Consider the following 22,198-nt stretch of genomic DNA (forward strand, 5'->3'; position numbering starts at 1 on the left):
GTGGCGACACGCAGTTTCGTGTTGCGCGGCCTGCTCGCCAGCGTTTGCCCGGCTGATCACCCACAGGAGCCCGTCATGGCCGTTTGCGATGTATGCGGAAACCAATACGACAAGTCGTTCACCATATCGATGGGCGAGCGCAGCGGTACCTTCGATTCGTTCGAGTGCGCGATACACGCGATGGCACCACGTTGTGCACATTGCGATTGCCGCATCGTCGGGCATGGCATCGAGGACGACGGCACCTTTTACTGTTGTGCGCACTGCGCCAAGAGCGCCGGCGTCACCGGGGTCGCCGACCGCGCATGAATCCCGGGTCCCGCCGACTGCAGCGGGTCGATGCGTTCCCGCGCTCGCGAACGCTAGCGCTCTCTGCACGGCGTTTATCGACCATGCTTCCGGCTTCAGCGCAGATCGGCGATGCTAAGCGCATGCGCGTCATCCGGTCATCCGATCCCGATGTAATCCGCAGCGCCAGCGAAGGCGTGTGCTACCTGTACGTGCTGCCCTGCGCGTACGAGGACCTGCTCAAGCTGGGCTTCTCGCGCAGCCCGCTGGGTCGCATACAGGCACTGCAGCCGCGCTTCTTCGAATTCTTCGATCTGGACCGGGCCTTTCTGATCGAAACCGAAACCGTGGGCGATGCGCGCAGGCTGGAACTGGACCTGCGCCGGCGCCTGAGCGATTACAATGCACCGGCACCGTTGACCGTGAACGCGCAGGCCGGCGGTCACCGTGAGTGGTATCGCGGCACTTATCGATTCTTGAACGAAGAAGCCTCGCGCTTGGCAGCCGCCGGTCACCGCGTGCACCGACCGCTGCGCGAGTGGTTGCGCCATGAACTCGCCGCGCGCGGCGACAGCCTCTACGATCGCAGCGCGGCCCTGATGTCGCAATTGCAAGGCGATGCGGCGCTGCTCGACCAACCCGGTTTGCGCGCCTTGCGGCGCAACTGGCTCGACTCGCTCGATGCGCATGCGGCCTTGGGCGTCGACCTGGAACCGCGCCTGCCCGAAGCCCTGCTGGACTGGTACCGAACGGCAGGGCGGGGCTGAAGTCCGCGTCGGCACTCGACACAGACAGACTCAACGGGGCCACCCGCCGCCTACAGGAGCGATACGACCATGACTCGACTCGACAAACCGCTGCGACGCGAAGTGGAGGTCGACGGCAAGCTGTACACGCTGACGCTCGATCCCGACGGTCTCAAACTGGCGGAAAAAGGCCGGCGCAAAGGCGTGGCGCTGAGCTGGAACGACCTGGTGTCCGGCGATGCCGCCCTGGCGGCGGCGCTGCAGGCTTCGACCGAGGATTGAGCATGCCGCCCGCGCATCGATCGGGTGCTGCGACCGGTCCCTGACAATCGACCGGCGAGCACTCAGCCGGTTCGTACCCGGAACGCCAGGCTGATGCGCGGGTCGACCACGCCGGGCGCTTTCGGAATGCCGTGATCGTAATGCTGCTGCGAGGCATGGCTCATGACTACCAGGCTGCCGGGTTCGAGTTCCAGTTGCCAGGTCGCATGCGGCGGGCGCTTGGCCCGCACCGTCATGCGCCGGGTGGCCCCGAGCGAGAGCACCGCGATCGGCCGCCCGGGCGCCAGGTTATGCAGCTTGTCGTTGTGCAGGGCGACGCTGTCGCGGCCGTCGCGATACAGGTTCAGGCCGACGCTGTTGAACGGGGTCTGGAGCACTGCGCCGACGCGCTCGGCGGTGGCGCCGAGCATCTCCGGCAGGGTGTCGCGATCGAGTCGATACAGCGCCATGCGCCGCGGCACGTCGACCAGGCGCTCGTACATCATGCGCTGCTGCGAGGTCCATGCCGCCTGTTCGAACAGGATCGCGAACAGGCGCGCCGACCACTCGCGATCGAACACGCCCGGCAGATAGCGCACGCCGCCTTCGGCGTCGCGAACCGGTTGCTGCGGGTCGGTGTCGAACAGCGAATGCTGATGCATGGCCCATGATGCGGCGAAGCATTCTCATCCTGTGAGACGATGACCGCGCCGCGTTCAGGCCGCCGCCGGTTTCTCCAACTTCGGCAGGAACCAGGCCAGCAGGCCGATCGCCGGCAGGTAAGCGCACAGCTCGTACACCACCGCGAGGCCGATGCGGTCGGCGAGCTGGCCCAGCGCCGCGGCGCCGAGGCCGCCCATGCCGAAGGCGAAGCCGAAGAACAGGCCGGCGATGACCCCGGTGCGGCCCGGCACCAGTTCCTGCGCATAGACCAGGATCGCCGAGAACGCCGAGGCCAGGACCAGGCCGATCACCACCGTCAGCGCGGTGGTCCAGAACAGGTCGGCGTGCGGCAGCAGCAGGGTGAAGGGCAGCACGCCGAGGATCGAAAACCAGATCACGTAGCGGCGTCCGATGCGGTCGCCGATCGGCCCGCCGAGCAGGGTGCCGGCGGCGACCGCGCCGAGGAAGGCGAACAGGTGCAACTGCGCGTCCTGCGCCTTGAGCTGGAATTTCTCCATCAGGTAGAAGGTGTAATAGCTCGACAGGCTGGCCATGTAGAAATACTTGGAGAAGATCAGCACCGCGAGCACGGCCATGCTGCGGGCGATGGTCTTGCGCGACAGGGTCGCGCGCGTGGCGCTCGCTTGCTTCTTGCGCATCGACGGGATCTGTTCGCGGTACCACACGCCGACGCGGCTCAGGATCACCATCGCGGTCAGCGCGGCGAACGCGAACCAGCCGACGCTGCCCTGGCCGCGAGGCATCACCACGAACGCGGCGAGCAGCGGGCCGAGCGCGGAACCGACGTTGCCGCCGACCTGGAACAGCGACTGGGCCAGGCCGTGGCGGCCGCCCGAGGCCATGCTCGCCACTCGCGAGGATTCCGGATGGAACACCGACGAGCCCGAGCCGACCAGGGCCGCGGCGAGCAGGAGCATCGGGAAGCTCGAGGCGCGCGACAGCAGCAACAGGCCGACCAGGGTGAAGCCCATGCCGATCGCGAGCGAGTAGGGCATCGGCCGTTTGTCGGTGTAGATGCCGACCAGCGGCTGCAACAGCGAGGCGGTGACCTGGAAGGTCAGGGTGATCAGGCCGATCTGGCCGAAATCGAGCTTGAACGCGTCCTTCAGCAGCGGATAGATCGCCGGCAGCAAGGACTGGATCATGTCGTTGAGCAGGTGGCAGACGCTGAGCATCGCCAGGATCGGCAAAGCGATGCGGCCGGCGGCCTCGGCGGGTTTTTTTGCGGTTTCGAAGCCGGGCAGGGCGGCGGCCGAGGGGATGTCCGGCGACGAGCCGGAAACGGCGTTGCGGGTATCGAGCGTAGTCATGCCGACCAGTAGACGCCGCCGCAACCGTGCCCGCACTATTGTTCAGGTCAACAATCTTCGAGATCGGGCCAATGCGCAACGTCCTTGCGAACCAGGTCGACGCCTTGCCGGGCTGGATCGTCGCCACCTCGAACGACTACCCGAGCCATCACCGCATCGCCCGCCATCGTCATCGCCGCTCGCAGCTGTTGTACGCCGCGCACGGCATCATGGTGGTCGGCACCGAGACCGGGCGCTGGATCGTGCCGCCCGAGCGGGCGGCCTGGATTCCCGCCGGCATGGCGCACGACGTGCAGGTGTTGGCCGCGATCAGCACCCGCAGCGTCTACATCGAGCCCGAGGTCAGTGCGGCCCTGCCGCAGGGTTGCCGGGTGATCGGAGTGTCGCCCCTGATGCGGCAGTTGCTGCTGGAAACCCGCGACCTGCCGCCGCAGGCCGAGAGCGGCTCGCGCACGGACCTGATCTATTCGCTGATCGTGCAGGAGATCGAACGCGCGCCGGTGTTGCCGCTGGATATTCCGTTCCCGGCCGATGCGCGCCTGGCCAGGCGCTGCCGCACGTATCTGTCGCATCCCTCGCCGCACGACACCATCGACGATTGGTGCCGCGACCTGGCGATGAGCCGGCGCACCTTCACCCGGCGTTTCCGAGCCGAGACCGGCACCAGCTTCGCCCAGTGGTGCCGGCAGGCGGCGATCTTCGCCGCCTTGCCGCGCCTGGCCGCGGGCGAGCCGATCACCGCGCTGGCGCTGGACCTGGGATACGAAAGCGCTTCGGCGTTCACGACCATGTTCAAGCGCCTGATCGGCATGCCGCCGAGCCGGTATCTGGCGATGTCGGATGGGGCCGCGCGGGCGGGCGCCTGAGCCGGACGATGCGGGAGCGACGCGCTCTGGCCGGCGCCGCCGGTGCGCGGGCGATTGCGGGCTGCGCGCCGCTATCGGGTTTTCGCGACCGAGAGCCCGCGACGACGATGCCGCCCCCGGCGTAACGAGACGCAACCGTCCCGTCGCGCCAAAGCCGCAGTCCAGCGCGCAGCCGCCGTCCCGGCGCTTTCGCTATTTGGCGATCAACAGCAGCAGCGAGCGCGCCTGCAGGCCATAGGTGACGTTCTCGCCGCCGATCAGGGTTTCCGAGCCGGGCAGCGCGACCGCGTTCGGGCCTTCGTTCCAGGTCGCGGTGTCGGTGACGCGGTACCACTGCTTGCCGGCGCCGGGCCAGGGCAGGACGAAGTTCACCGGGCCCGACCAGCCGTTATAGGCCACGTAGATCGCGCTGGCCGGATCGGCGAACTCGCTGCCGTCGATGCGCCAAGCGATGGCGTGATTGGCGCTGCCGTTGAAGTAGGCCGCATCGGCCTGGGCGCCGTCGGGCTTGAACCAGCGCAACTGCTCCATCACGTTGCCGTTGCCGTCGGCGCCGCTGTAGAAATTCGCCGGGCGCAGCGCCGGGTGCGCCTTGCGGAAAGCGATCAGGCGCTTGCTGTAGGTCTCGTGGTCGGCCTCGACGCTGTCGCGGGTCCAGTACAGCCAGTTCGCCGCCGAATCCAGGTTGTAGGTGTTGTTGTTGCCGAACTGGGTGCGCAGCACTTCGTCGCCGCCGGTGATCATCGGCACGCCGGCGCTCAGCATCATGAAGGCCAGCCCGGTACGCGCCGCCTTGCGCTGTTCCAGCACCACGCCGGCCTGGTCCCAACTGAGGTTGTGATCCTCGCCGCCGTCGGACGGGCCGTACGGCCAGGGCTGGTTGTTCTGTTTGTCGTTGTAGGCGTACAGGTCGTTGAGGGTGAAGCCGTCGTGGGCGACCATGAAGTTGATCGAATGCCAGGGCTTGCGGCCGTCGTCGCCGTAAAGATCGCTGGAACCGGCGAAGCGCGAAGCCAGCATGCCCGGGGTGACCGCCTCCACGCCGAGTTTGTTCTGTTTCTTGCGCAGCGCGTCGCGGTACAGGCCGTTCCATTCCGCCCAGCCGGCGGGGAAGTTGCCGACCTGGTAGGAGTTGCCGCCGATCGCCCAGGGCTCGGCGATCAGGTCGAGGCCGGCGCCGCCGCCGGCCGGCCGCGGCGGCAGTTCGGCGACGATGCGGTTGAGCGCGTTGCCGGCGTCGGTCTTGTCGAAGTTGAAGCAGCCGTGCTGGCAGCTGTTGCCGAGTACCGAGGCGAGGTCGAAACGGAAGCCGTCGACGCCGAGCGCATCGCGCCAGTAGGCCAGCGAATCGACGATCAGGTTCTGGGCGACGGAGTTGCGGGTGTTGTAGTTGCCGCCGACGCCGGTGTTGTCCCAGGGGTATTTCAGGTCGGCGGTCAGCGAGTAATAGGCCGGGTTGTCGAGGCCGCGCCAGGACAGCAGGTTGTAGACGGTCAGCCCATCGCTGCCGCCCCAGGGGCCGCCTTCGCCGGTGTGGTTGTAGACCACGTCGACGTAGACCTTGATACCGGCGTCGTGGAAGGCTTTGACCATCGCCTTCCATTCGCGGGTTGGCCCGCCGGCGCTTTTGTCGGCGGCGTAGCGGCGGTCCGGGGCGAAATAGTTCAGGGTCATGTAACCCCAGTAGTTGTCGTTCGCGGTCGAGTTGGGGTCGACGTCGTTCTGGTCGTTCTGGGCCTCCTGCACCGGCAGGAATTCGACCGCGGTGACGCCGAGGCCGGCCAGGTAGGCGGCCTTGCGCGCGGCGCCGGCATAGGTGCCGCGTTCGGCGACGGGCACGCTGGCGTCGTTGCGGGTCAGGCCGCGCACGTGCACCTCGTAGATCACCTCGTCCTTGAGCGCGCGCGTCGGTTTGCTGCCGGTCGAGGAAGCATCGGCGAGCAGGGCCACGCTCTTGCTGGCGCAGGCGCCGCTGTCCTTGTTGCGATGGCTGGCGCCGCTGGCGTAGATCGTGCCGTCGGCGCAGGCCGCGGTGTTCGGGTCCTGGCTGATCTCGCGCGCATAGGGGTCGATCAGCAGCTTGTTCGGGTTGAAGCGGTTGCCGCTGGCGTCGACGTCGCTGACGAAGCCGGTTCCGCTGCCTTTAGTCCAGGCGGCGTTGTAGGGCCAATTCGGCCCCCAGGCGCGATAGCCGTAATAGACCGTGCCGGTGATGCCGTAGCTGGTCTTGATCGTGCCGGTCGCGACCGACTTCGACCAGACCTGGGTCGCGGCGTCCTTGGTCATGCTCAGGCGCGCGACTTCCTGAGCGCCGGAGGCGGTCTTGTACAGCCAGACTTCGATGCGGGTGGCGCGCGAGGAATAGACCCGGAAATTCAGATTGCTTTGGCTGGCGTCGTAGCGCGCGCCGAGTTGCTGGGCGTCGATGGCGGCGCGCGCCTCGCCCGTGCACAGCAGGCCCAGCATCGTCGCCAACGCCACGCCCGCCGCGCCGTTCCACCACCGCGTCTGATCGCCCATCGCCACGCACTCCTGTCGAGTCGGAAGGCGCGCCGATACGCGCGCCGCCTCACTCTAAGGCCGTTGTTGCGCCGCTCCGGAGCCGCTGCAATCGTATTCAACGCCGCGATCCGTGATCGCCGGCGCGGCTCGCGGCGGCGACGTTCGGGGGGATGGTCAGGGGCCTGCGTGGGAGGACGCGGCGAGTACTTGGATCGCGGCGGAGAACTTCGGTCCGCGCGCCAGCAGCCGCATTCGCCGCGGGCGGCGCTGCAGCCACTCGCGCAGGGCCCGCCATTCGCCTTCGCGCCAGGCCGGGTACACACCGGACTCGGTCCAGTCGCACAGCTCATCGAACACCAGCACCGTGCCGGGCACGATGCGTTCGTCCATCAGGCTCAGCACGGTGGCCGTGGATTCGTACAGATCGCAGTCGATGTGCAGCAGCGCGGCGGCGCCGGGGTGGGCGTCCAGCCAGACTGGCAGGCTGGCGCCGAATTCGCCGGGCCACAGACTCGCGTTCGCCGGCACCTCGGGCAGGGCGCCGGTATCGAAGTGCCCGGCCGGGTAGACGCTGCCCGCACTGCGCAGCCAGGGGATCGGCAAGCCGGTGAAGGTGTCGAAGCCATGCACTCGGCGTTCCGGCAAGGCGCGGGCGAGGGCGCTCAGCGAGCGCCCTCGGAACACGCCGAACTCCATCACATGCCCGCTCGGGCAATGCGCGCGGGTCACCGCGAGCAGGCTGTCGAGGTCGCTCGCATGCGCCGCCGGCAAGGCCAGGAACGCGGCCGGGTCGAGTGTCGTGCCGGCCTCTATCACCGGCGCCAGCGCTGCTCCCGGCGCGGCTTTAACCGGAGCGCCCGCGCCGCGCGGCCGCTCCCAGTTGATCTCCTCGATGCGGCCGTCGAAGCCCTGTTGCACCGGGATCGGGAAGAACGGCGCGAGCCGTTCGATGTCGCCGATATCGTGGCGCAGCACCGGCAACTCGGCCCGGCGCACCCGCACGATCAGCGAGATGTTGTAGCCGTAGACCTTGAGCCGGGCCTCGCGGCAGTCGACGCCGGCGACGATCAGGTTGTACAGGAGCAGCCCGGCGTTCCACACCGTGAGATGGCCGCCGACGATATAGGGCCGCGCCGGCGGCACGGTGATCGCGAGCAGTCCGCCGGGGGCGACGAAACTCAGCAGGCGTTGCAGGAACTGGCCCACGTTGGCCTGGTGTTCGAGCGCATGCGAGCACCAGACCAGGTCGTAGCGTTGGTCGCTGACGAAGTCCTCGAAGTCGCCGACGAAGTCCGGCCGGTGCGCGCCATAGGACTCGAACGAGATCGTGGTGACGCGCTTGCCGTGCCTGGCGAAATGGCGCGCCTGCAGGCCGTCGCCGCAGCCGACGTCGAGCACGCTGTCGAATTCGTACTGGGCCAACAGCAGGTTCAGCGCTTGATCGGCCAACCAAGGCGGTGGCGGGCCTTTGCGCTTGCCGGCCTTGCGCGGCTTGATCCGGACCGACGGTTGCGGCTTAGGCTTGGGCTTCGGACCGGATTTGGGTGGCGCGATCACGACGCGCAGCCGAGGCGTCTTCATGCCACGGCTCGCTCGCCGCCGGTCGCAAGCGCGATCGCCAGCTGCAGATTGGCCTCGGCCCAGGCGGCCATGCCGTAGTCGGGGCATTGCGGCGGCAGGGCCAGGCGCCGCTCCCGCCAATGACTGCGTCGTGCGAGTACCGCGTCGATCGCCTCGGCCATCGCGTCGACGCCGTCGGCCAGGTGGCCGCAACGGCCATCGCTTAGCAGTTGCTCGGCCCAGCCGATCCGGGGGGCGACGACCGGCACGCCGGCGCGCACCGCATCGAACAACGGCCAGGGGCCGCAGTCGCTGGCGCTGGTCACGACCACGCCGTCGAAGCGGCCGATCCATTCGCCGCAGCGCGACAGCGGACATTGCGACAGGCCCAGCACGGTGCAATCGATGCCGGCGCGGCGCAGGCTCGCGGCAGCCGCGTCGAGGCGCTCGCCGACCAACTTGACGCGCATCGGCGAGCGGACGCGTTGCACCGCGGCGACGAACTCGGCCAGGCCGCTCGTGTCGCGGCCTTGCTGGTTCGCCGGCCGGCCGATCCAGGCCAGCACCGGCAGCGCGTCGCCGTTGGGCGGCGCCGGCAAGGCTTCGCCCCAGCCGACGGGGCGCACGATCCATTGCCGTTTCGACAGGTCGATGCCGCTCGCGGCGAGGAGCGCCTGCTGACCGGGATGGGCGAGGACGAGGCCGCCGCAGCGGGCGACGTCGGCGCGCGCGCCGCCGCGCCGGTAGGCCTCGGGACCGCTCATGTCGTGCAACTGCACCACGCTGCGCATCGGGTCCGGGCTGCGTGCGGCTTCGCGGGCGCGCAGGAAGATCCAGGCCTCGGCCTGGGGCAGGGGCTTCTGGGTGGCGACGACGCGGTAGCCCGGCGGCGCGGCCGCCGCGAGCGCCTGTTTCCAGTGCTCGAACAGCCAGCCCTTGTTCTCGGCGACGACGTTGAGAGTCGGCAACGACGGCGCAGGCATCGGCGCGGCCTTGCGCACGGCGACACGCGGCTGAGCGCGCGGAATCACCGTGCCGGTCGGCGCCAGCGGCCGTTCGCGCAGGGCCAGGTCCAGCAGCGCGGCCACGCGTTGCGGATCACCGGCTTCGCTCAGGCTGCATTGGTGGGCGATCAGATGGTGCGCATAGGCGCGGCGGCAAGCGACGGCCTCGGCGCTGGCCGCGCTGTCGGCGAGCAGCGCCCAATCGCGCGGCGCTTCGGTCAGGAACGGCTTGACCGCGCCGCTGCGCGGCCACACGTTGCGGCCGAGCACGATCGCCGGCACGTCCCACAGCAAGCCGTCGTGGGCGACGTTGCTGTTGAGGGTGAGGATGCCGCGGCAGGCGCCGCTGCGCAGCATCTCGTGGATGTTGCCGCGTGCCTGCGGCCACAGCAGGTCCTGCTTGCGCCGCAGGTGCAGGCGCAGATGGCGGTTGCGGGTGCGCGCGTCGGCCGGATGCTGCTTGAAGATCACCGGCCACGGCGGGTCGAGCCGGCTGACGTGGTCGATCAGCGCCTGCATGGTGCGCAGCGACGAGGGCGCGTGGCGGATGATGTTGGTGTCCGATTCGATCTGCAGCGGCACCAGCAGGAATTGCGCCGGCAGCTCGATGCGATGTTCGCGATTGGTCTGCATGTACTGGTAGTAGCCGCTGAAACCGGTCGACTTGATCGCGGCGAGACGCCGGTCGAGGGCCGCGTCCTGTTCGGCGCTGAGCGGCCGGCCGTCCCAGACGAAGGGCGCGGCATGCGAATCGGCGTTGATGCCGCGCGGGCTGATCTGGTAGTCGGCGCGCGGCAGCCAGCCATGCTCGCAGTACAGGGCCGGCCCCAGCAGGCTGTGGCCGCGCCCGTTCCACACGATCGACAGCACCCGCGGGTTTCGCGCGGTCGCGCGCGGGTCGCGGCTGACCGAGTGGCCGAGCGCGACGACCGAACCGGCCAGGGCCTCGAACAGATCGCCGACCAGGCCGGCGCTGCGTTTTTCGATCGCGACTTTCATGGCGGGGCTCCTTGCGGGCGCGCGGTTTCTGGCCGTAGTGGGCGAGAGCGCCGGTGGCGTGGGTGTGGGCAGGCAGTGCAGGGCGGCGGGGTCGCGCCGCCATTCGCCGGCGGCGTCGATGTATGCCCGCGGCAGCGATTTCAGCCGGCTGATCGCACTGAGGTTGAGCAGCTCGATACCGCGTCGACCGAGCGCCGCGGCCAACTTGCCGTACTGGCCATCGATTTCCTTGAGCCGGGCGGCGAGGGGATGGCGCCCGGTCGCGGCGAAGAAATGGTCGTCGGTGAAATCGACGCCGATCAGGCCGATCCGCCGCGCACCCATGTAGGCGGCCAGGCAGACCGCGACATAGGGCGAGTTCTGGGTGTAGTGCAGGGCGTCGTCGGCACCGGCTTCGGTGCCGGCGTACTGGCCCAGGCGGAAACGCACCACCGGTGGACGTACCCGTCCGAGTTCGATCTGGGTGAACAAGGCCTGCGCATTGGAATGTTCGACGTAGCGGAAGCGGTCGTGCTTGAACTGCTGGCGTGGGTTCAGCACCACCAGATAGGTCGGGTCGAACAGCCGGCCGACGTCGTTGACGCCGATCGTCACGTAGCGCGGCGGCTGCGGCAGCTGCAGCAGGGAAGGGCCGCAGCCGCAGACGACGAGATCGGCATCGGAGTGAGCGCCGCGATAGGCGGACAGGGCGTTCATTGAGGTGTATGTATCGCCATCAGCAACAAGAACAATTTGTTCTTCGCTCCGGGTGCCCGATACACGCACTGGGCATCGAGCACGTTCGCGGCCAGGGAGGCCATCGACCAGGCCTCGGCCTCGTCGCAAGGCGCGAAGGACGCGCGCAGTCGCTCGATATCCTCGCGTACGCCGCGATCGCGCACCGCGGCGAGCTGAGCCGAGGCCGACGCGGGCACCGACTCGTTGTCCCAGCCCCATAGCCAGGACTCCGCTTCCGGCGCCCAGCTGCCCGCGACCTGGATGTCGGCGCAGATCCGCTCGGCGTCGTTCTCGTCGTAGAAACGGATCGTCGCGGTAGGCAGGTCGATCTGATAGCGCTTGAACGTTCCCAGGCCGTAGCGCGTCTGCGCCTCGGCCATGCGTTGCCGGGTTTGTTCGCGTGCTGTTTCGACCCAGGCTTCATAATCTTCTGCGTTCATGGTCTCGATTCCTGTGATGATTGATATCAAAGCTTGAACCAACCGCGGATCGTCGCCGGCGAGCCGATCTTGGCCGCGTGCTTGAGCAACATCGTCTGCAGTGCCGCGGCCGCGCCGCTCGGACGATGCGCGGCAGCCGGCGCGGTGCCCGTCGCGGTTTCGACGATCACCTTGTCGAGCTTGGTGTCGGGAGCGAGGTTCTTGAGTTGGCCGCGGAACATCGCGCCCAGTTGCGAGTTCATGCGGTTCTCGATCATGGCCATGTTCTCGGCCGTGTCGGTACCTCCCATCTGCAGTTCCTGCTGGTGGTCGGCTTGCAATTGGGTCATGAGCACGCGCGCGGCAGCTTTTTCGGCAGGGACCGGAATCTTGTCGATCGCGGCGTGTATTTCGCTGCGGAAGCGGTCCTGCCCGCCCTGGCGCAGCGGCTTGGTCGACTTCTGTTTGGTCGTGCTGCCGGTTTCGAACCCGAGCGTCTGGGCTTGATTGGCGGTCTTGCCTTCGGCCGCGCGCTTGATCGCGTTCGCCTTGGAACTGAATTCATCCAGCGGCCAGTGCGACTCGTAGCCGATCTCCACTTCGGTGACGGCCGGTCCGACGAGTACGTTCGTCTGAGTGATCTTGACCGGATTGACCTCCGCCCGGATCGCCCATTTGTCGCCTTGCTTGATCGGTTCCAGCGTGGTCAAGCGATAACGGACCTTGACCGCGAACAGCAACGGCTTGAGCACGATTACCCCGACCTTCTTGCCGGAATACTTGTTGACTGCGGCCAGAGCTGCCGCCGAGCCTTCGTCCAGGCGCTTTTGTTTCTGCTCGGGCGTGTCGCTCGCGCCAGTCAACTTCCCGAACAGCTTCTTGATGTAGGCGACCGCCTTCTTGATCGCCTTGTCGATGGCCTGGTCGACCTTGCCCTGGACCTTGGTGATGAAGCCCTTGATCTTGGCGCTGATGCCGCCCAGGCCGATCAACGAAGCCAGGAAGCCGATCAGGATCGGCACGGCGTTGCCGAGGGCCTGTTCGACCCTGCTGATGGCGCCGCCGATCGAGCCGGTGGCGATGGCGTGGATCGAGTTGATCACCGACTCGACGAATTCCATGATCTGCGCGGCGCGCTCGACCACGAACATCACCACGTTGACGATCATCATGATCGCCTGGATGATCGCGCCGGCCGGGTTGAACATGGACACGACCTTGGCCACCGCTTTCTGCACGATGGTGGTGACGATCCAGTCCTGGATCGCGCCGATCACCATGTCCTTGAGGTTGGACAGGTCGCCCTTGATCTGCTCCCACAGCGCGGCCGGGCCGCCGCCGATCAGGGTCTGCAGATAGCCGACCAACTTCTCGATCACCGCCACCGCGGTCGGGCCGAGCAGTTTCACCGCCTTGGCGCGCATGCGCTCGTAGGTGATGCCCAGCACGCCGAGCACCATCTTCAGGATCGAGACCAGCGACAGGTCGCTCGGCACCTCGATGCCGGTGCCGGCCAGCGCGCCGAACAGCCACTTCACGAAGCCTCGCTTGAGGTGGCCGAGGATGTTGCCGGCGAACGCCGAGAAGCCGCCCTTGACCGCCGAGATCAGGTTGGACAGGAAGCCGCCGGGGTTGTCGAGGATCAGGTCGATGGTGTCCGCGCCCTTGCGCAGGATGCCCATCAGCTTGTCCTTGAACTCCATCAGCGCCTTGGCGACTTCGGCGATCTTCTCCTTGGCCTGGGTGACCAGGCCCTTGTTGGAGTCCTGGATCGCCTTGAGCGCTTCGTCGGCCTTGTCGAAGGCTTCCTTGTACTTCTGCGCCAGGCCCTCGGCCAGGGCCTGCTTCTTGTCCTCGATGCCGGACTTGAGTTCGTTGAACTTCTCGGCGTACTCGGCGGTGAGCTGGGCGCCGCGCGCACGCACGCCCGGCGACAGCGCCGCCTGCGCGGCCGCGATCTTGGCCTGGGCCTGAGCGACCTCGGCCTTGGCAGCGGCGAGTTCGCGCTCGACCAGGTTGGCGACCTTGACCGCCAGCGCGTCCATCGCCGCGGTGAACAGATTGCGCCCGGCCTCGTAGAAGCGATTGACCTCCGGCGGCAGGTCGAGGATCTGGTCCTTGATCCACAGCAGCGAACCGCCGGGCATCAGCAGATAACGCTTGAGCTTGTAATCGAACAGCGCGTCTTCGACATAGCTTTTCATCTGCGCCAGGGCGGCGTCGGTGCCCTGGTCGAAGATCGTGTTGACCGAGGTCTCCAGGTTCTCCAGGCGCTTGTCGACCGCGGCCTTGGCGGTGTTGAAGGTGGCGACGACGAAATTGCTGAATTTGCTCAGCTCCAGCTCTTCGCGCGCCTTCTGCTGTTCCTGTTTCGACAGCACCTTGGTCTTGCTGCCGCCCTTGACCGCGAGCAGGCTGCTGACGCCTTTGCCGGCCACCGTCTTGGCCTGTCCGGCGGCCTTGGCCAGGGTCGCGCCTTCCTTGCCGCGGTACTTGCCGGGACCTGCATCGGAATCCTTCTGGACCGCCTTCTCGGCGGCCATCACCGCCGAGAAGCGCGGGTCGTTGGCGTTCTTGAGCCGGGTGTCGGTCTGCTTGGTCGATTTCTTGGCGTCGGCGACTTCGGTCTTGCTGTCTTCCAGCGAGATCTCGGCGGCGGCCTTCGGCGCGGGCATCGCGGCGGCGGCGTCGACCTGCGGCGGCGGCACGCCGGGTTCGGGCGGGATCGGCGTGACCGGCTTGGCCGGGACCCCGGCCTCCGACGGCGGCGCGTTGGAGGTCTGCTTGAGATCGCCGGTGGCGGCTTCCTTCTGGTTGCCGACCTCGCCCTTGAGCGAGCCCTTGATCTGGTTGCCGGTGCCGCCCTTCATGAACTTCTCGGTGTCGCCGAGCGTCTTGGGCATGACCTTGGCGATTTCGGCGCGCAGGATCGACAGGAAGCTCGCGGTCTGCGGCTTCGGCGTCTCGGCCTCTTCGAGTTGGTCGACCTGCTTGGCGCGCGCGCCCGCGGCTTTTTCGTTGGCCGGACCCTTGGCGGCCTTGCCGGACTCGTCGGACTTGCGCGACGGCGGCGGATGCTGCTTGAGCTTGCGGCTGTCGGCGTTGAGCTTGTCGACCACGCGCTTGTAGCGCGGGTCGTTGCGCGGGTTGGCCCGTTTGGCGGCGCGCGCGACGGCCACGGTCAGTGTCCGGGGCCGCCGCGCGGGGGATCGAGCGCGCGCATCGGGCAGTTCGCGCCGATTTTGCGGTACTCGCGGGTCAGCGCCGCCTGCAGGTGCGCCGCGGCGATGCCGTTGCCGCTCTGCAGGGCGAGCAGGCGCGCATGCATGACCACGTTGCGCCACTGGCCGCCGCTGAGGGCGCAGCGGCTGGCGGCGTCCTGCAGCCAGTTTTCGTCGCACGCATCGCTGCCCAGGTGCAGGCGCAGAATCTCGTAACGCCGCCAGGCGTCGGGGGCGCGGAAGTTGATCACCACGTCCATGCGCCGGGCGAAGGCGCGGTCGATGCGGTCGGCGGCATTGCTGGTGACCAGCAGGATGCCTTCGAACGACTCGATGCGTTGCAGCAGGAAATTGGTTTCCAGGTTGGCGTAGCGGTCGTGCGAGGAGCCGACCTCGGTGCGGTTGGCCATCAGCGCGTCGCCTTCGTCGAGCAGCAGCACCACGTCGAGTTCTTCGGCCGCGCTCAAGGCCTGGTCGAGGTTTTTCTCGGTCTCGCCGAGGTATTTGTTGACCGTCGCCGACAGGTCGATGCGGTAGACGTCCTTGCCGAGTTCGGCGGCCAGCAGGCGCGCGGCCAGGGTCTTGCCGGTGCCGCTGGCGCCGGCGAACAGGGCGCGTACGCCGACTCCGTGCATCGCCACCTCGGCCGAGCCGCTCGCCAGCGGTTCGCGCCAACGGCAGCGCGTGGCCAGCGCGTCGATCTCTTCGCGGGTGGCGTCGTCGACGATCAGGTCGTCGAGCGAGCCGGCCGCCTGCAGGCGCGTGGCCAGGGTCTCCAGGCGTGCGGTCTGCAAGCTGCGGCAAGCGCGGCGCAGGTCGTCGTACTGCGGGCGCTCGCGCTGGGCCAGGCGGGCGAACGCGTTCGCCGCCGCCGCGACCTGGCGCACGTGGCCGCTCGACAATCGCATGCGCCCGGACAGCTCGGCCAGGGTCTGCGCCGATGGTTCGGGCAAGCAGGCCGCCCAATGGCGTTGCCGTTGTGCCGGGCCGGGCAGGGGCAACTCGATATCGAGCATCGGCCGGCGGTCTTCGCAGGCCCAGGCGCCATGGCGCCCGGTGACCACGAACAAGGCCGTGTCGACCAGCGGCAGCGGCGCCAGGCGCCGGGTCTCGCCAGGCGAGGAGTCGGCTTCGACCACCGGCAGCGCGTCGAGCATCGCCGCCAGGGTGCCGAACAGACGCCAACGAGCCTCATCTTCGAACACCGCTTCGCTGGCGACCAGCACGCCCTTGCCGAGCGTATGGGCGAGTGCGCCGGCGAGGGTCTTGCGGCCGTTGTGGATCGGGCCGCGGATCAGCAGCGCCGGCGCGCAGGCGCCGGTATGCAGCGCATCGAGGATGGCCTGGCCGCCGAGGCTGGCGATGGGGAAGACGTAATCGCTCAAGCGCGGCAGTTGCGCGTGGGCGACGTGGCGCAGCCAGCGGGTCGAGCCGAGTTCGCCGCGCAGGCCGTCCCACACCGCCAGGGTCACGTTCGGGGTCCAGTCCGGGCGCGGCGCTTCCGGGTTCGACAGCTGCACCAGGCCGTGTTCGATCAGGCTTTGCAGCGACTTGCGCACCTCGTCGATGCGATCGTCGCCGTCGCCGCGCTCGCGCCACCAGGCCATCAGCAGGCCGAAGCTCGGCCGCTGGTCGCGGCGCTGCGCCTGCTCGAACACCAGGCCGAAACGCGGGTCTTCCTCGATCAGGCCGATCGCCAGCAGCAGTTCGACGTCGAGGGGGTTCAGGCCGGCGCGGCGCAGCGCCGACAGCGGCAGACGATGCGCCTGGGCGGCGGCGCGGCCTTCCCATTCGCTCAGCGCGGACTGCCAGCGTGTCGACAGCGATGGGCCGGCGCCGACTTCGCGCTCGATCTCCTCGAGGTAATCGGCGAGGAAGGGATAGGCCTGCACGGCGTCGTCGATGTCGCCGTCGGTGCAGGCCTCGGCGATGCTCGCCACTACCCCGTACAGCGCCAGCTTGAGATGCGCGGGCGCGGTGAACGGCGTGCCGGCGAAGGCGGTGGCGGTCGGAGCGAGGAAGGCGTTCATGCGCGGCCCTCAGGCGAAACGGAAACGGACGCTGCGGCCGGCGGCCGGGATCCAGCCGGGGTCGCGGTCGAGCCCGGCCAGGCGCAGGCTCAGCGGCAGCGCCTCCAGCGACAGGCGCACCTCGACGTCGACGAGATTGCAGTGCAACTGCGCTCGGTGACGGCAGACCAGCGCAGGAACCTCGGCGGTGTCGACGCCGAGTGCGCGCGCCAGACGCGCTTCCAGATAGGCGAGCAGGTAATGCAGCCAGCGGCGGTTGCGCTGGCGCGGCGAGGGCGCCGGCGCGCGCGCGAGGCGGACGAGCCGGGCCGGGCTCAAGCCGGCGCGTTGGGCGCACCAGGCGGCGGCCTGTGCGGACGGAGCCGATGCGGGCGAGCGGGGCAGGTCGGCGAGCACGAAGCCTTGCGGATGCCACAGCCGCAACCGTCGCGGTCCGGCGCGGTAACCGAGCGCATCGACCTCGTCCCAGGGCTGCAGCCAGGCTGCGTCGATGGCCCAATCGCGCGGTGCGACGAAATCGTGCGCCGGCGCTTGCTGCGGTTTGCGGCCGGCCAGATCGGCCAGCAGCCGCCACAACGGGTCGCGGCGGAGCGACGCGCCGAACCAAGCCTCGCCGACCAGCGCCAACCAGTTCCACGGCGACAAGGCCAGGCCGCGTGCGCGCGGCATGGTGAAATCGCCGTACAGCTCCAGGACGAGGGCGGCGTTGAGCAGATACGGCAGGCCGCCGTAGTCGCTGTCGATGCGCACGCCGTCGCCGAGGTTGAAGATCGGTTGCGGCGTGGTGTCGGCGGGCTCGGCGTCGGTGGCGGTGGCGGTATCGAAAGCCGGTATTTCGGTGGGCGTTTCAGTTCCGCGCGCGTCGCTTGCTGCCGCGGTCGTGTGAGCGGTCGCTGCAGCGTCGCCGGTGGCGCGGACCCGAGATCGCCTGCCGTGCGGCGCCGCTGTGGGGCTGCGCTTGCTGCGCTTGGCGGCCGGGGCGACTTCGGGCGGCAGCGACGGGCCGGGCGGTGACGCCGCCGATGGTTCCAAACCGATCTGCGGCTTGGCGGCCGTCGTCGCCGCGATGGCTTCAACGGATGACACGAGCGCTGTGTCGAGGACGATGGCTGCCGCCGGCCGCGTCGGGCGGCTGCGCTGCGGATGGGCCAGCGGCGCAGCCCCCGGTGGCGCAGGTCTCGGCTTTTTCGGCGCAGCAGCGGATCGGGACTGCGTCCACGCCGTGACCGCATCGGCGAAGTCGGCGCTGCGCAGCCAGCCGGGTTCGCGCGTCGCGGCCAGGGCGAACGCGAGCAGGCGGACCGTCGTCGGCCGCAAGGCCTCATTGCGCAACTCGGGCATCGCCGCGAGCAGGCGAGCTGCGTCGCGACGCGAGGCGCAGGCCGCTGGTCTGGCGCGGTGATCGGGGGGCGCGGCAGCCGTCGCAGGCGCTGGAGGCAATGCTTGTTGCGAGTCCGGAGCCGCAGCGTCGATGCCGTCTCCCGGATCCGCCGTTTGAAACGCATGACCGGACAGCAAAGCCAGCGGCGCCTGGTAATCCCGCGCCAGCGCATTCAAGCCGCGCCGCGCGTCGCCGTCGTGCAAGCGCGACAGCCAGGCCGCGGCGTCGCCGCCCGGCGCCAACAGGCTCAGCGTAGTCGCGACCTGCCGGCCGTCGTCGAGCACCTGTTCGCGGAGCCATTCGTCCACCGCGGCACGCCCCAGCACGGTGCGCCACCACCAGCGTTGCGAGACATGGCCGCGCAACCAGTCGCGCACCAGGCAGGCGGCGAGTTCGCCGTCGTCGAACCAGACCGCCTCGGCGGTCGCGGCGCCGTCGTCGCGCCAGGGACGTTTCGCCTTGCGTTGCTGCTCGCGCAGGGCTTGCGACACCTGCGCGCCGAACGCAGCGGTGGCATGAGGCCCGGCCCGCAGCCTGCGCACCAGCAGCAACGCATTCGGCGGCAGTTCGCTCAGGCTCCAGTCGACCGCCGCCAAGGCCCGTTCCAGGCTCTGCCGGGCCCGCAGCGTGTCGCGCTCCGCACTGCGCAGCCTGACGCTGCGCAGTCGGTTCGGTTCGCGGCGCGTGTCCGGTCGGAGCATGCGGGCCTCGGCGGGTCGCGGCGCTTACTTGCGCCGCAACAGCAGGAACAGCACCAGCAACACCAGGATCAGGATCAGCCACCACCAGCGCTTCCACCACGGCTCGTGCGAGGGCGGCTCGGTGCCGGTGCCTAGGCTCGACAACGGGCCGTCGCGCAGGGTCTGGTCGGCGAACACGATGCTGACCTTGGGGTCGTCGCCCGGTGCGAGTCCGCCTACCTTGATCGTGTATTCGCCGGTGAGGCCGTGGTCGACCGGCGCGCCGGCGATCGTGCCGGCGTCGATCTTGACGTTGAAACCGCCCTCATGCCCGGGACCGACATAGTTGCCGAACTGGTCGCGCGGTGTGATCACGATCAACGCATTTTCGCTGCGCGGCTCGCGTTGCACCCGTACCGCGGAGTCCTTGGCGGTCGGGATCACCGGCACCTGGCGCTCGGCCAGGTCGCGGCGGCGGATCGTGCCGGTGCGCGGGTCGTTCCAGTCGTACTCGATGCGGATGCGATAGCGGCCGCCGACGTTGGTGGCGTCGAACTTGCCTTCGTAGCGGCCGTTGCCGACATGCTTGAGCTCGATCGCTTCGCCGACCGGCCTGGGTTCGATCTTGTCGAGCAGGCCGGCATTGCGGATCAACTGGTCGAGTTTCATCGACAGCGGCGAGGTATCGTTGCGGACCTCGCCGGCGATGGCCTGGGCGCCGGCGTCGTGCAGCAAAGTGCCGAGGTTGGCGCCGGGACGTTCGATGATCGCGCGGATCGCGCCGGCCGGCAGGTCGGCGAGCGGGCCGTGGTCCCAGCCGACTTCGGCGACGACGCCGATCGGGCTGGCGGTGCCGAGGCGCGGCGTTTCGGTCACGCGCGCGCCGAAGCGGCTTTCCACGCCGTAGGCCGAGAGCTGGTACTTGAGGCCGGCGGTGCCGAACTGGCGCACCATGACCTTCCAGTCGCCGGCCGGGCCGGCTTGCGGAATATTGACGGTCGCGACGCGGAAGTTCGGCCCGGCGGCGTTATGGATGGCGGTGGTCATGGTCCCGTCGGGGCGGCGGATCTCCAGCCCGGCCTCACGTGCGCTGCCTTCCCAACTGAGCACGAAGGTGACGCGGGTCAGCGAGGGATCGACGATGAAGCCGAACGGCGTCGACGCCGGCGTGCCGGCGGCCAGCTCGCCCAGGGTGCGGTCCAGCAGCGACACCGTGCCGCCCTTGAGGTGGGTGACCAGGTTGTCGACGAAGCTGTTGTCCATCGCCACGCCGTTGTTCGGGAACGCCGAACGGCCGGCGGTTTCGCCGGCGATTTCGTCGAGCAGCTCGGCGCTCGCGGCCATGCCGCCTTCGCCGAGGCCGATGGTGAAGACCGGGCCGCGCGGCAACACGTCGCGGGCGAGGATGCCGCCGTTCAAGGTCAGCAGCGCGCTGCTCGGCATCGCCGCGGCGACCGCGCATTTGTCCAGGTAGGTGGTGCCCGGCGGCTTGCCCGGATAGGGCTTTTCGACCGGCGCCAAGACCTCGCCCTGGCGCGAGATGCACGGCGGGTTGTTCTGCTCGCCATCGGTGAACAGCACGATGGCGGTGTCGCCGACCAGTTGTTCGACCGGAACCAGGCGCGCGCGTCCCATCGTCGTGCCGGCGCCGATCGAGGTACCGCCGATGTAGCTGTCGTCGGCCAGGCCGGCCGCGACCGGGCCGGCCCAGGGCGCGGGGATCGCTTGCCGCTGCTTGAAGAAATTGGCGCCGTCGAGCGGCGATTCGACTGCGGTGCCGCCGAACAGGACCATGCCGAGCCTGTCGTCGGCATGGCCTTCGGAGGAGACCGTCGCCGGCGGTGGCGGCGCGCCGACCGCGTCCCAGACCGAGGCGAACAGCTGCACCGAAGATTTCAGCCGGTCCCAGCGCTTGTCCGGCGAACCGGGAATGACCCAGTCCATGCTCGGCGACTTGTCGAGCACCAGCACGATGTTGAGCGGCAGGCGGCCGATATAAGCGACGCCGGCGCCGGAAATCGACGGCCGGCTGGTCGGCACCCGCACATAGGCCACGTCGCAGGACGCATCCGAGGGCGCCATGAAACTGGTGATGCGATAGCCCTTTCCGGCGCCGAAGGTGAAGCCGGTGAGTTCCAGGGTGATCGACAGGCCGCCCGGGCCGATGGTCGGCGCGCAGAAGTTGCCCGGGAACACGCTTTTGTAGCTGATGTCGAGGCGCGCGCGCTGAGTGCCGCTGATGCGGGTCACCGTGGCGATGTCGCCGGTCGGGCTGACCCCGACCGCCTTGCAGGCCACCCCGGCGCAACCGGCGTCGGCGACCGCGATGCTGGTGCCGTCGACGGAAATCGTCGAGCCGCCTCCGATCGAGGCGGCGTCGAACTCGATCGCCGACATCGCGGTCTGCATGGTGGGCGGACTGGGCCCGCGCGAAGGCACCTGCAAGGTCAGGGTCTGGGCCCACGCGGCGGACGAGCCGATCGCCAGCAGTCCGCCGACCAGCCAAGACGCGGCGCGGGGAAAACGCATAGGACGTGTCATGCGTGTCATGGAACTCTCCTGGTTCAGGCGCCCACTACGTTGAAGGTGCCGGTGTATGCGATGTCGCTGAAACCTGGGACCGAGACGATCACGGTCGCCGAGACCACGGGACCCTGCGGGATGTCGGGGAAGTTGGGGACGGTGGCGACGATGGTGGTGGCGTTGGCGCTGACGATCGCCGCGCTGGTGCCGCGGATGCGCACTTGCGCGGCGGCGGTGAAATTGGTGCCGGTGATGGTGATGTTGTTGCCTTCGAGCTGGGCGGACGGCGCGACGTTGCTGATCGTCGGCTGCGCCGCGACCGGTGCGGTGACGGTGATCTGGGTCGTCGCCGGCGTGCCGTTCGGCGTCACGATGCGGACCGTGACCCCGGGCAAGGGCGGCGCACCGCCGGTCGCGGGCGCGCCGGGAATGCCGGCCGGCACCACCACCAGCAGGCGCCGGGTCGGGTCGGCCGGGTCGGGGTTCACCGAGGCCGCCGGAATATTGTTGAAGGTCACCGTGTTCTGCGCCGCGGTAGCGCTGAAGTTGGTGCCGACGATCGCCAGCGGCGTATTCACCGCGAAGCTGGTCGAGGCCACGCCGCTGACGGTTTCGGTGCGCGAGATGGTCGGCGGCTGGTTGCCCGGATTCGGCACGCTGCCGGCGGCGCGCGACACCACCAGGTTGATCGGCGTGCCGGGCGCCACGCGCAGCTGCGCCGGAGGGCTCTGGTTGAGCACCACCAGGTTGGCGTTGGCCGCGGCGAGCGGATCGACCGCTGCGCCGGCGACGTCGAGGGTAAAGCCCAGGGTGAGCTGGCGCCCGGGTTGCAGCAGGATCGCGCGGGCCTCGCTCAGCAGCGAGCCGAACAGGTTCGGCACCGTCTGGGTGCCGCCTCCGGGGCCGCCCTGCAGTTGCGCGAGCGCATCCAGGATCGCGTTGATCAGGTCCGACGACACCACATCGCCGGGCTGTACCTGTGAGGGAAGTGCCATGGAAGTTCTCCT

General features: G+C 68.9%; 15 protein-coding genes. 4 read left to right on the forward strand and 11 right to left on the reverse strand.

What is annotated here, in order from left to right; translation table 11 throughout:
* From ACSAMQ_RS00375 to ACSAMQ_RS00385, 3 genes are all read left to right on the forward strand, one after another.
* A complete protein-coding gene (locus tag ACSAMQ_RS00375) occupies positions 1 to 309 on the forward strand; it encodes a hypothetical protein (RefSeq protein WP_435393726.1) in 309 nt (102 codons plus the stop codon).
* Positions 306 to 1,055, forward strand: a complete 750-nt coding sequence (locus ACSAMQ_RS00380) for a GIY-YIG nuclease family protein (protein WP_435393727.1) — start codon at positions 306 to 308, stop codon at positions 1,053 to 1,055. The genes ACSAMQ_RS00375 and ACSAMQ_RS00380 overlap by 4 nt, the downstream gene beginning before the upstream one ends.
* A 69-nt stretch (positions 1,056 to 1,124) precedes the next feature.
* On the forward strand, positions 1,125 to 1,316 hold the full coding sequence (locus tag ACSAMQ_RS00385) for a hypothetical protein (RefSeq protein ID WP_435393728.1): 192 nt from the start codon (positions 1,125 to 1,127) through the stop codon (positions 1,314 to 1,316).
* 62 nt (positions 1,317 to 1,378) lie between these two features.
* Here ACSAMQ_RS00385 and ACSAMQ_RS00390 read toward each other — a convergent pair whose 3' ends face one another.
* Both ACSAMQ_RS00390 and ACSAMQ_RS00395 read right to left on the reverse strand, forming a co-directional pair.
* Positions 1,379 to 1,957, reverse strand: a complete 579-nt coding sequence (locus ACSAMQ_RS00390; protein ID WP_435393729.1) for an alpha-ketoglutarate-dependent dioxygenase AlkB family protein — start codon at positions 1,955 to 1,957, stop codon at positions 1,379 to 1,381.
* 54 nt (positions 1,958 to 2,011) lie between these two features.
* On the reverse strand, positions 2,012 to 3,154 hold the full coding sequence (locus tag ACSAMQ_RS00395; protein WP_435393885.1) for an MFS transporter: 1,143 nt from the start codon (positions 3,152 to 3,154) through the stop codon (positions 2,012 to 2,014).
* 206 nt (positions 3,155 to 3,360) lie between these two features.
* On the opposite strand from ACSAMQ_RS00395, the gene ACSAMQ_RS00400 reads away from it, so the two are divergent.
* Positions 3,361 to 4,155: an AraC family transcriptional regulator gene (locus ACSAMQ_RS00400; RefSeq protein WP_435393730.1), complete on the forward strand. Its 795-nt coding sequence runs from the start codon at positions 3,361 to 3,363 to the stop codon at positions 4,153 to 4,155.
* Between the two features lie 192 nt (positions 4,156 to 4,347).
* Here ACSAMQ_RS00400 and ACSAMQ_RS00405 read toward each other — a convergent pair whose 3' ends face one another.
* The 9 genes from ACSAMQ_RS00405 to ACSAMQ_RS00445 form a co-directional block, all read right to left on the reverse strand.
* Complete coding sequence (locus ACSAMQ_RS00405) at positions 4,348 to 6,675, reverse strand: glycogen debranching protein (RefSeq protein WP_435393731.1); 2,328 nt, start codon at positions 6,673 to 6,675, stop codon at positions 4,348 to 4,350.
* Between the two features lie 156 nt (positions 6,676 to 6,831).
* Positions 6,832 to 8,238: a methyltransferase domain-containing protein gene (locus ACSAMQ_RS00410; protein WP_435393732.1), complete on the reverse strand. Its 1,407-nt coding sequence runs from the start codon at positions 8,236 to 8,238 to the stop codon at positions 6,832 to 6,834.
* Positions 8,235 to 10,916 (reverse strand): glycosyltransferase, encoded by a 2,682-nt coding sequence (locus tag ACSAMQ_RS00415; RefSeq protein ID WP_435393733.1) that lies wholly within the window; start codon positions 10,914 to 10,916, stop codon positions 8,235 to 8,237. The genes ACSAMQ_RS00410 and ACSAMQ_RS00415 overlap by 4 nt, the downstream gene beginning before the upstream one ends.
* Positions 10,913 to 11,377, reverse strand: a complete 465-nt coding sequence (locus tag ACSAMQ_RS00420; protein ID WP_435393734.1) for a DUF6882 domain-containing protein — start codon at positions 11,375 to 11,377, stop codon at positions 10,913 to 10,915. Before ACSAMQ_RS00420 ends, ACSAMQ_RS00415 begins: the two co-directional genes overlap by 4 nt.
* A 26-nt stretch (positions 11,378 to 11,403) precedes the next feature.
* On the reverse strand, positions 11,404 to 14,535 hold the full coding sequence (locus ACSAMQ_RS00425) for a phage tail protein (protein ID WP_435393735.1): 3,132 nt from the start codon (positions 14,533 to 14,535) through the stop codon (positions 11,404 to 11,406).
* Positions 14,536 to 14,537: 2 nt separating this feature from the next.
* Positions 14,538 to 16,607, reverse strand: a complete 2,070-nt coding sequence (locus tag ACSAMQ_RS00430) for an ATP-binding protein (RefSeq protein WP_435393736.1) — start codon at positions 16,605 to 16,607, stop codon at positions 14,538 to 14,540.
* A gap of 9 nt (positions 16,608 to 16,616) precedes the next feature.
* The gene (locus ACSAMQ_RS00435) at positions 16,617 to 18,689 is read right to left on the reverse strand and encodes a hypothetical protein (RefSeq protein WP_435393737.1); all 2,073 of its coding nucleotides are present in this window, start codon (positions 18,687 to 18,689) and stop codon (positions 16,617 to 16,619) included.
* A 24-nt stretch (positions 18,690 to 18,713) separates the two neighbouring features.
* The gene (locus ACSAMQ_RS00440; protein WP_435393738.1) at positions 18,714 to 21,197 is read right to left on the reverse strand and encodes a vWA domain-containing protein; all 2,484 of its coding nucleotides are present in this window, start codon (positions 21,195 to 21,197) and stop codon (positions 18,714 to 18,716) included.
* 35 nt (positions 21,198 to 21,232) lie between these two features.
* Positions 21,233 to 22,186 carry an IPT/TIG domain-containing protein gene (locus tag ACSAMQ_RS00445; protein WP_435393739.1) on the reverse strand — a complete coding sequence of 318 codons (954 nt, stop codon included), beginning with the start codon at positions 22,184 to 22,186 and terminating at the stop codon, positions 21,233 to 21,235.
* Positions 22,187 to 22,198 lie beyond the last annotated feature (12 nt).

Source organism: Lysobacter sp. 1R34A, assembly GCF_051217035.1.
In the GTDB taxonomy this organism is placed as follows: Bacteria; Pseudomonadota; Gammaproteobacteria; order Xanthomonadales; family Xanthomonadaceae; genus Lysobacter.